9 protein-coding genes are annotated in these 9,620 nt (G+C 69.7%); 7 read left to right on the top strand and 2 right to left on the bottom strand.

The genetic code is table 11. The features are described from left to right. The first annotated feature begins 2 nt into the window (after positions 1-2). The 7 genes from cobN (at position 3) to JMF86_RS08105 (ending at position 8,794) form a co-directional block, all read left to right on the top strand. Entirely contained in the window at positions 3-3,812 is a 3,810-nt protein-coding gene (gene cobN / locus JMF86_RS08075; protein WP_011545392.1) for a cobaltochelatase subunit CobN, read from the top strand. Further along, a complete protein-coding gene (locus JMF86_RS08080; RefSeq protein ID WP_011545393.1) occupies positions 3,809-4,885 on the top strand; it encodes an ATP-binding protein in 1,077 nt (358 codons plus the stop codon). The genes cobN and JMF86_RS08080 overlap by 4 nt, the downstream gene beginning before the upstream one ends. A 68-nt stretch (positions 4,886-4,953) precedes the next feature. Further along, positions 4,954-5,562, top strand: a complete 609-nt coding sequence (locus JMF86_RS08085; RefSeq protein ID WP_011545394.1) for a VWA domain-containing protein — start codon at positions 4,954-4,956, stop codon at positions 5,560-5,562. 61 nt (positions 5,563-5,623) lie between these two features. Continuing rightward, positions 5,624-6,076, top strand: a complete 453-nt coding sequence (locus JMF86_RS08090; RefSeq protein WP_011545395.1) for a YaiI/YqxD family protein — start codon at positions 5,624-5,626, stop codon at positions 6,074-6,076. A gap of 54 nt (positions 6,077-6,130) precedes the next feature. Continuing rightward, entirely contained in the window at positions 6,131-7,639 is a 1,509-nt protein-coding gene (locus JMF86_RS08095; protein WP_011545396.1) for a tetratricopeptide repeat protein, read from the top strand. A gap of 167 nt (positions 7,640-7,806) precedes the next feature. Then, positions 7,807-8,439 carry a DUF1993 family protein gene (locus JMF86_RS08100; RefSeq protein ID WP_041489196.1) on the top strand — a complete coding sequence of 211 codons (633 nt, stop codon included), beginning with the start codon at positions 7,807-7,809 and terminating at the stop codon, positions 8,437-8,439. Positions 8,440-8,467: 28 nt separating this feature from the next. After that, complete coding sequence (locus JMF86_RS08105) at positions 8,468-8,794, top strand: low molecular weight protein tyrosine phosphatase family protein (protein WP_125380669.1); 327 nt, start codon at positions 8,468-8,470, stop codon at positions 8,792-8,794. A 33-nt stretch (positions 8,795-8,827) separates the two neighbouring features. On the opposite strand, the gene JMF86_RS08110 is transcribed toward JMF86_RS08105, so the two are convergent. Together JMF86_RS08110 and JMF86_RS35015 are read right to left on the bottom strand one after the other, a co-directional pair. Then, a complete protein-coding gene (locus JMF86_RS08110) occupies positions 8,828-9,250 on the bottom strand; it encodes an NUDIX hydrolase (RefSeq protein ID WP_074802725.1) in 423 nt (140 codons plus the stop codon). A gap of 152 nt (positions 9,251-9,402) precedes the next feature. Beyond that, the coding region (locus JMF86_RS35015) for a hypothetical protein (RefSeq protein WP_236593010.1) at positions 9,403-9,620 on the bottom strand (218 nt) is incomplete at its 5' end.

Genomic DNA, 9,620 nt, shown 5'->3' on the forward strand with positions numbered 1-9,620 from the left:
CGATGCATCTGCTGCGCACCACGCCGGGCGGCTTCGTCGACGATACACAGGGCGTCGTCCGGATCGACCAGCAGCCGGCCGACATCGTGATCCTGAGTTCGGCCGACACGACGCTGTCGCTGCTCGCGAGCGTCGTGCCGCACTTGCCCGCCGGGTTCCCGAGCGTGCGGCTCGCGAACGTCACGTTCCTGCGGCAGCCGGCGTCGGTCGATTTCTACGTCGACGACGTGCTGCGCCACGCGAAAACGGTCGTGATCGATCATCTCGGCGGCGAAGCGTACTGGCCGTACGGGATCGAGCAGGCCGTGTCGCTCGCGTCGAAGCGCGGGCAGCAGCTCGCGATGTTCTCGGGCGACCTGCAGGAAGACCCGAATCTCGTCGCGAAAAGCACCGTCAAGGCCGAGCTGTGCCGGCTGTGGTGGCGCTATCTGCGCGAAGGCGGCATGCACAACGCCGACGCGCTGCTGCGCAGCATCGCGTTTCACACGTTCGGCTTCGGCGACGAACCCGAACCGCCGCGCCCGCTGCCGGCCGCCGCGCTGTATCACCCGGCGCGCGACCGCGCGAGCGTCGACGACTGGCGGCCGCGCTGGACGCCCGGCGCGCCGGTCGTCGCGATCCTGTTCTATCGCGCGCACTGGCAGGCCGCGAACACGGCCGTGTTCGACGCGCTGGCCGACGCACTGATCGACGAGGGGCTGAACCCGCTGCCGATCGCGGTGACGTCGCTGAAGGACGCGGTGAGCCGCGAGGTCATCACGCAGCTCTGCGATACGCACGGCGTCGCGCTCGTGCTGAATACCACCGCGTTCGCGGCCGGCGCGATCGACAGCCCCGAGCACGACGTGCTCGCGGGCGACGCGCCGGTGCTGCAGGTGATCCTGTCCGGCGGCAATCGCGACGCGTGGGCGGCCGACAACCAGGGCCTGCACGCACGTGACATCGCGATGCATATCGCGCTGCCCGAAGTCGACGGGCGCATCGTCACGCGCGCGGTGAGCTTCAAGGGGCTCGCGTATCGCTGCCCGCATACCGAGGTCGACGTCGTGCGCTATCAGCCGGATGCCGAGCGGATCGCGTTCGTCGCGGCGCTCGCGCGCGGCTGGTGCCGACTGCGTACGCTCGATAACGCCGACAAACGCATCGCGCTGATTCTCGCGAACTATCCGCAAAGCGAAGGGCGGATCGGCAACGGCGTCGGGCTCGACACGCCGGCCTCCGCGCTGCGCGTGCTCGCGGCGCTGCGCGATGCGGGCTACATCGTGGCCGACCTGCCGCCTGACGGCGACGCGTTGATCGCGCAACTCACCGAAGGCGTGACCAACGATCCCGCCGTGCGCACGCTGCGTCCCGCGTTTCAGAGTTACGCGCTGGCCGACTACGTCGCGCGTTTCGCGCAGCTGCCGGCCGCGGTGCGCGACGCGCTGAACGAACGGTGGGGGCCGCCCGAAGCGGACCCGACGCTGCGGCAACGGCGTTTCACGATCGCCGGCTGGCGCGCGGGCAACGTGTTCGTCGGCATCCAGCCGTCGCGCTCGCGCGACGACAACGACTACGCGAGCTACCACGATGCGGATCTCGTGCCGCCGCATGCGTATCTTGCGTTCTATTTCTGGCTGCGCGATGCGTATCAGGTCGACGCGGTCATCCATCTCGGCAAGCACGGCAACCTCGAATGGCTGCCGGGCAAGAGCGTCGCGCTGTCCGACGCGTGCTGGCCCGACCTGACGCTCGGGCCGCTGCCGCACCTGTATCCGTTCATCGTCAACGATCCGGGCGAGGGCAGCCAGGCGAAGCGCCGCGCGCAAGCCGTGATCGTCGATCACCTGATGCCGCCGCTCACGCGCGCGGAAAACTACGGCCCGCTGCAGGATCTCGAACGGCAGGTCGACGAATACTACGAAGCGCTGATGGTCGATGCGCGGCGCGCGAAGCTGTTGCGCAAGACGATCCTCGCGACGATCGCCGAGCATCGCCTGCACGACGAGCTGAGCGTGTCGCCGCCGCGCGATGCGGGCGACGAGGATGCGCTGCTCACGCGCGTCGACGCGTGGCTGTGCGAATTGAAGGAAGCGCAGATTCGCGACGGGCTGCACGTGTTCGGCGCGTCGCCGGTCGAGCGCCAGCGGCGCGACACGCTGCTCGCGTTGGCTCGTTTTCCGGTCGGCGACGGCAAGGGCGAACGGGCCGGGCTGATCGGCGCGCTCGCACGCGATCTTGCGCTCGGCGAGGGTTTCGATCCGCTCGCGGCCGACTGGGCCGCGCCGTGGACCGGGCCGCGGCCGGCCGTGCTGCAGGCGCTAGATGCGTCGCCGTGGCGTCATGCCGGCGATACGCGCGAGCGGCTCGAACGGCTTGCGCAGCACTGGCTGGACGCCGTGTGCGGCGCCGCTTCAGACGAACCCGGCATCGACATGCCGCCGCCCGGCGCATGGCCGCATACGCTCGCGGTGCTAGAACGCGTGCGTTCGACGCTGTTGCCCGCACTCGATGCGTGCGGCGGTGAGGAAATGCGTCAGCTGCTGCGCGGGCTCGACGGCCGCTTCGTGCCCCCGGGGCCGAGCGGCTCGCCGTCGCGCGGCCGTCCCGACGTGCTGCCCACGGGCCGCAATTTCTATTCGGTCGATACGCGCGCGGTGCCGACGCAGGCCGCATGGTCGCTCGGCCTGAAATCCGCGCAGCAACTGATCGAACGCCATCTGCAGGATCACGGCGACTATCCGCGCGCGATCGGGCTGTCGGTGTGGGGGACGGCCACGATGCGCACCGGCGGCGACGACATCGCGCAGGCGTTCGCGCTGATCGGCGTGCGGCCGAAATGGGCGCACGGCAGCCATCGCGTGACCGACTTCGAGATCCTGCCGATCGAGATCTTCGACCGGCCGCGCATCGACGTGACGCTGCGCGTGTCGGGCTTCTTCCGCGACGCGTTCCCGAATCTGATGCACCTGTTCGATGCGGCCGTGCAGGCCGTCGCCGCGCTCGACGAGCCCGAAGAGCTGAACCCGATTCGCGCACGCATCGAGCGCGAACGGGAGAAGTGGACCGCGCAGGGCGTGGCGCCCGACGAAGCGCGCCGGCGCGCCGGCTGGCGCGTGTTCGGCGCGCGGCCGGGCAGCTACGGCGCCGGCCTGCAGGACCTGATCGACCAGCGCCGCTGGCAGACCGACGCCGATCTCGCGGATGCCTACCGTCAATGGGGCGGTCATGCGTACGCGCAGAACAGCGCGGGCGATGCAGCGCCCGACGTGTTCGGCGAGCGGCTGGCGACGATCGACGTCGTCGTGCAGAACCAGGACAGCCGCGAGCACGACATCCTCGATTCGAACGACTACTACCAGTTCCAGGGCGGGATGACGGCAGCGGTGCGGCACCTGTCCGGGCAGCAGCCGAGCATCTACCACGGCGACCATGCGAACCCGGTCGCGCCGAAGATGCGCACGCTGCGCGAGGAAATTGCCCGCGTGATCCGCTCGCGCGTCGTCAATCCGAAATGGCTCGACGGCGTGAAGCGTCACGGCTACAAGGGCGCGGCCGAGCTGGCCGCGACCGTCGACTACCTGTACGGCTATGACGCGACCGCGCGCGTGCTGTCCGATCACCAGTACGCGCTCGTCGCCGACGCGTACCTGTTCGACGACGCCACCCGCGCGTTCCTCGAACGGCACAACCCGAAGGCGCTGCACGGCATCTGCGAACGCTTCGTCGAAGCGATGCAGCGCGGGCTGTGGCAGCAGCCCGGCCCCTATCGCGAGCGGATCGAAGCGGTCTGGCTCGCCAGCGAACAACGCCAGGAAGGAGGGCGGCGATGACCGATCCGACCACGCCCCGCGCCCGCGCGGTTTTTCCGTTTGCGGCGCTCGTCGCGCAGGACGCGTTGCAGCAGGCGCTGCTGCTTGTCGCGATCGACCCGTCGCTCGGCGGCGTGCTCGTCAGCGGCCCGCGCGGCACCGCGAAATCGACGGCCGCGCGCGGCCTGGCGGAGCTGCTGCCGGAAGGGCAGTTCGTCACGCTGCCGCTATCGGCGAGCGACGAGCAGGTGACGGGCACGCTCGATCTCGCGCATGCGCTGGCCGAAAACGGCGTGCGTTTTCGACCCGGCCTGCTGGCGCGCGCGCATCTCGGCGTGCTGTACGTCGACGAAGTGAACCTGCTCGCCGACGGGCTCGTCGATACGCTGCTCGACGTCGCCGCGAGCGGCGTGAACATCGTCGAGCGCGATGGCGTGTCGCACGCGCACGATGCGCGCTTCGTGCTGGTCGGCACGATGAACCCCGAGGAAGGCGAGTTGCGGCCGCAACTGCTCGATCGCTTCGGGCTGATGGTCGAGCTGGAGAACTGCTTCGACGCCGCCCAGCGCGAGCGGATCGTGAAGGCGCGACTCGCGTTCGATCTCGATCCGGATGCGTTTCGCGCGCGTCACGCGGCGGCCCAGCGGGAACTCGCGGACCGCATTCATGCGGCGCGCGCGCGGCTGCCGGCGCTCGATTTCGACGATGCGGTCCATGCGCACGTCAGCGCACTGTGCATCGACGCGGCCGTCGACGGGTTGCGGGCCGATCTCGTGATGCTGCGCGCCGCGCGTGCGCTGGCCGCACTGGAACAGGCCGACGCGGTGACGGTGTCGCATGTGGCGCGCGTGGCCGAAGCCGTGCTGCGGCACCGGCGCCATGCGGGGCCGCCGCCGTCGCAGCAGTCGTCGCAACAAGGGGGAGAGCGCGACGATCGTTCGCGGTCGGACACACCACGGCAGCCTGACAAGCGACAGGACGACACGAAGGCCGACGCGTCCCCATCGCAAGGCGACTGGGGCTACTTGCCGCCCGAACCGGCCGGGCTGCGCGACGTGAAAAGCGTCGTGCCGCTGCCGCTAAAAAAACGCTGAGCCATCGAGCCGGCGCCGCCGCGAACGCGATTCGCGGTCCTCGATGGCAGTCAGGCGCGGCCGCGCGCGTGCCGGGCACGGTGCGCGCCGGCACGGCCATCGCGTGGCCGGCGACGCTCGCCGCGAAACGCGGCGGCCCGCTGCATCGCGAGCATCTGCGCTTCGGGAAACGCGCGGGTACGCCGCGTGCGCTGCATTGCTTCGTGCTCGACTGTTCGGCGTCGATGTTGTCGCACGAACGACTCGCGCTCGCGAAGGGGCTGATCGTCGCGTATTTCGATCAGGCCGCGCGCGAGCGGGTCGAAACCGCGCTGATTTGCTTCGGCGGTCAAGGCGCCGCGCGGCGCTTCGGCCCGGCCGTGCCGCGCTGGTGGAACGCGCGCTGGCTCGAACCGGTCGACGGCGGCGGCGGTACGCCGCTCGCGGACGGCATCGAGGCCGCCGCGCAGCTGCTCGCCTGCGCGGCACGGCGCGAGCCCGGCAAGGCGCGCTGGCTGTGGGTGCTGTCCGACGGGCGCACGCGCGAGACGCCGGCCAGACCCGCGGCGGCCGATCACGTCGTGTTCGTCGACTTCGACGATGTGGCCGTGCGGATCGGGCAGGGCGCCCGGCTCGCCGCCGCGTGGGGCGCGCAGTGGGTGACGGCCGACGCGCTTCGCACCGATCTCGCCGGCTGATGGCCGGCCGGCGGTGCGCTATGATCGCCGCTTCTGCCTCCGCTCACTGGAAACCTCCGCCATGCAAGTACTGGTCGATGCCGACGCGTGTCCCGCCGTCATCAAGGACATGCTGTTTCGCGCCGCGCGTCGCGCCGAAATCTGCGTGACGCTGGTCGCGAACCAGTTTCTGCGCACGCCGCCGTCGCCGTTCATCAAGGCCGTGCAGGTGCCGGCCGGCTTCGACGTGGCCGACGCGCGCATCGTCGAGCTGGCGGAGCCGGGCGACCTCGTGATCACCGCGGACATCCCGCTGGCCGCCGCCGTGCTCGACAAGGGCGCGCATGCGCTCGACCCGCGCGGCAACTGGTTCAGCCGCGAAAACATCGAGGAGCGCCTGTCGACGCGCGCGATGATGGACCAGTTGCGCAGCGCGGGCATCGATACGGGCGGGCCGGCGCCGTTCAGCGCGCGCGACGGCAAGACGTTCGCGTCGCAGCTCGACCGGTTTCTGGCGCGGCACGCTCCGCGCTGACGCCCGAATTTGCCGACGTTGCACGTTGCGCCGACCGCGACGATCATTCCGTCCATGCAACCCCACCGCGACACTCTTCCGATGGACGATGCGGCCGTCACGCCGGTCAGGGAACACTACGTACAGGGCCGATTCGACTCCGCGATCCAGGCGGCGGAATCGCTCCTCGCGCAGCACGGCGATCACGGTGAATTGCTGAACCTCGCGGGCGTGTGCCATTTGAAGCTCGGCAACCTCGTCGCCGCCGAGGCGTGCCTCGAGCGGGCAGCGCACGCGGCGCCCCGGTCGGCCGATATCGACAACAACCTGGGCGTGCTCTATCAGTCGAGCGGGCGGGATGCCGACGCCGAGCGGGCGTTCGTGCGTGCCGTTTCGAAAGCACCGGGCCACGGCCAGGCGCACCTCAATCTCGGCATGTTGTTGCGGTCCAGGCATCGTCTGGAAGAGGCGGAACGGGCGATCCGGATCGCCGTCGAACAGACGCCCGGCGATCATGCGGCGCTGAACGCGCTCGGCCTGGTGTTGAAGGACCTGGGCCGCTACGACGAAGCCGAAGCGGCCTATCGGCAGGCGCTGGCGCTCGAGCCCGGGCGTGCCGAATACCGGCTCAATCTGGCGAATGTGCTGCTGCACCGGAACGACTGGATCGCGGGGTTGCCGCTCTTCGAAGCGCGTCACGCCCCCGATCTCAACGGCGCATTTTCCGACGCGCCCGCCGTATCGTTCCCGCAGTGGCAGGGCGAGCCGATCGACGGCGCGTCGCTGCTGATCTGGCCGGAACAGGGGCACGGCGACCAGATCCAGCTGGTCCGCTATGTCAAAAAACTCCGGATGCTCGGGGCGAAACGGATCACGCTGGTGTGCTCGGCCGCGACGCAGCGGCTGTTCGCGACGCTCCCCGAAGCGGATGCCGTCGTGGCGCGCGACAGGTTCGATCCGGCCGCCTGCCCGCGTCACGATTTCTGGACTTATGTGTGGAGTATTCCCGTCAATCTGCGGGAATCGCCGGCGTCCATTCCGGCCACGCTGCCTTATCTGCACGCGCCTCGGCATGCGGCGTCGAAATGGGACCGGCTGATGCCCAAAGGGCGCCTGCGCGTCGGCCTGGTGTGGCAAGGCAATCCCGGTCACGCGAACGACCGCGTGCGCTCGCTGCCCGGCCTGCAGACGCTCGCGCCGCTGTGGGACATCGACGGCGTCACGTTCGTCAGTCTTCAGAAGGGCGCGAACGAAGCCGATCTGCGTGCCGGAATCGGCGATCGCTTCATCGTCAATCTGGGCAACCGGACCACCGATTTCGCCGATGTCGCCGCGATCGTCGCGCGGCTCGATCTCGTCATCGGCGTCGATACCGCCGTGATGCACCTGAGCGCGGTGCTCGGCAAGCCCGCGTGGATTCTGCTGTCGAACGTGGGCACGGACTGGCGCTGGAGCGGCGCGGGCACGACTTCCGTGTGGTACCCGGACGTCGTCACGCTGTTTCGGCAGGCGGCGACGGAAACGGACTGGTCCGGCGTGGTCGCGCGCGTTTCGCAGGCGTTGTCCGCGATGCGTGCGACATAGTCGGAGATGCCGCTACAAGGCCGCGCCAGCCTCTTTCGCGCGGTTCCGGCGTCGACACGTCTGGAAGGGATGGCCGCCGGGTCTGCGTCGCTCATGTTGCGCAGCAAAAACAAGTGGCACGGTCTTCAGGCGAGTCCGTCATCGTTCAAGCCGCTACCTCGATCAGGATGCAGGTTCGCGCCGACGCTGCTATCGTGGGGCGAGAACCCCAACACAGGAGCGCATGCGTGTCACCCACCCAACTTCTCGTTCCGACCTATACCCAGATGTTGCGCGCACAGTCCGCGTGGCTCGACAAGGCGGTCGCCCACCGGCAGGCCGCGGGCGACGAACCCGACGCGGCGATGACGCTGAGGCTGGCGCCCGACATGTATCCGCTTGCCGCCCAGGTGCGCTTCTCGTGTTTCCAGGCGATGGAGCCGGTTTACCGGCTGCGCGGCGAGCCGCTGCCGGCGGCATTGCTGGCCCTGCGCGAGGCGGGCTGGAACGCCGATGCGCAACCCGGTTCGCCGGCCGATGCGCAGGCGATCATCGCCGGCACGCTCACGTTTCTCGGCGAACTCGCACCCGATGCGCTCGACGGTGGCGCAGCGCGGCCGATCGCGCTCGAACTGCCGAACGGGATCGCGTTCGACATGACGGGCGAACAGTACGCGCGCGACTGGGCGCTGCCGCAGTTCTACTTCCATGCGATCGCCGCGTACGCGATCCTGCGCCATCACGGCGTCGAACTCGGCAAGGCCGATTACGTGCCGCACATGCTCGCGTACGTGCGGCCGGGCACGATTCCGCAAGGATGAGCTGCCCCCGCGGGCGCCGCGCAGCGACATGACACGGGCACTGTTCGTCTGCAGCCGCAACCGGCTGCGCAGCCCGACGGCCGAAGCTGTGTTCGCCGCGTGGCCCGACATCGAAACCGACTCCGCAGGCCTCGCGCCCGACGCGGACGTGCGGCTCTCCGTCGAGCAACTCGACTGGGCGGACATCGTGTTCGTAATGGAGCGCGCGCATCAGGCGCGGCTGTCGGCGCAATTCGGCGCGCATCTGAAGCACCGGAAGATCGTCTGCCTCGACATTCCCGACCGCTACGCGTTCATGCAGCCCGAACTCGTCGCGCTGCTCGAACGCAAGGCCGGCCCGTTCCTGCGCGTGTAATCGCCGCAATCGGTGCCCGGGCCGACATCGATCTCAGCGCAGCGGCCCGCTCGCGAACGCAGAAAAACAGTCGAGCCGCAGGAGCTCGATGATCTTGCGCGTCGGCACGCTGGCCTGCAGCGTGTCGAGCCGGTCGACGCTGAACCACTTGCAGCGGGCGATCTCGTTGCTGGCACGCGGCGTCAGGTGCGCCGGCACGTCGGCCACGAACACGTGATGTAGCTTCGTCAGCCCGCCGAACTGCACCGCGTAGTCGAGCGCGAGCCCCTCCAGCCGCGTTTCCTCCGCGAGCTCCCGCTGCGCGGCCTGAAGCGGCGTCTCGCCGCGCCGGATCGTGCCGCCGGGCAGCGACCAGCGCGCCGCGGTGCGCGCGACCAGCAGCACGCTGCTGCGCTGGCGGCACACGATCGTGGCGCGTTCCTTGATGACGGCGAGGGTATCCGGCCCGGTGCTCATGTTCGGCAAAACAGGTGCTGAATCGTGGAGAAAAACCGGCGCCGGCCATGCGGGGGCCGGCAGCAGACGGCGACGGCATGCAGGCCGCCGCGCCGATGTTACCGGCCGTTCGTGACAGTTCCGTGCACCGCGGTCGTGCCACGGACGACAGCTCACGCGTGCGTATAGATTCCGCTGCGCGCCGGCTTCGCGTGGCGCGAATGACGGCGCTTGTGAACGGCACGCCGGTGATGCGGCGACGGCGCGGTGACGTGCCGGCGTGCGGGCGCGGGCCGGGCGGTGGGCGCGGCAGCGTGCGGCGCCGCGCCCGATACCCCGGTTTGTCCTTCACCGAAGTGGAAAGTCTGCTTTTGCGCGTGCGCGACGCCCA

Source organism: Burkholderia sp. E168m15 (assembly GCF_016586105.1).
Classification (GTDB): Bacteria; Pseudomonadota; Gammaproteobacteria; order Burkholderiales; family Burkholderiaceae; genus Burkholderia; species Burkholderia orbicola.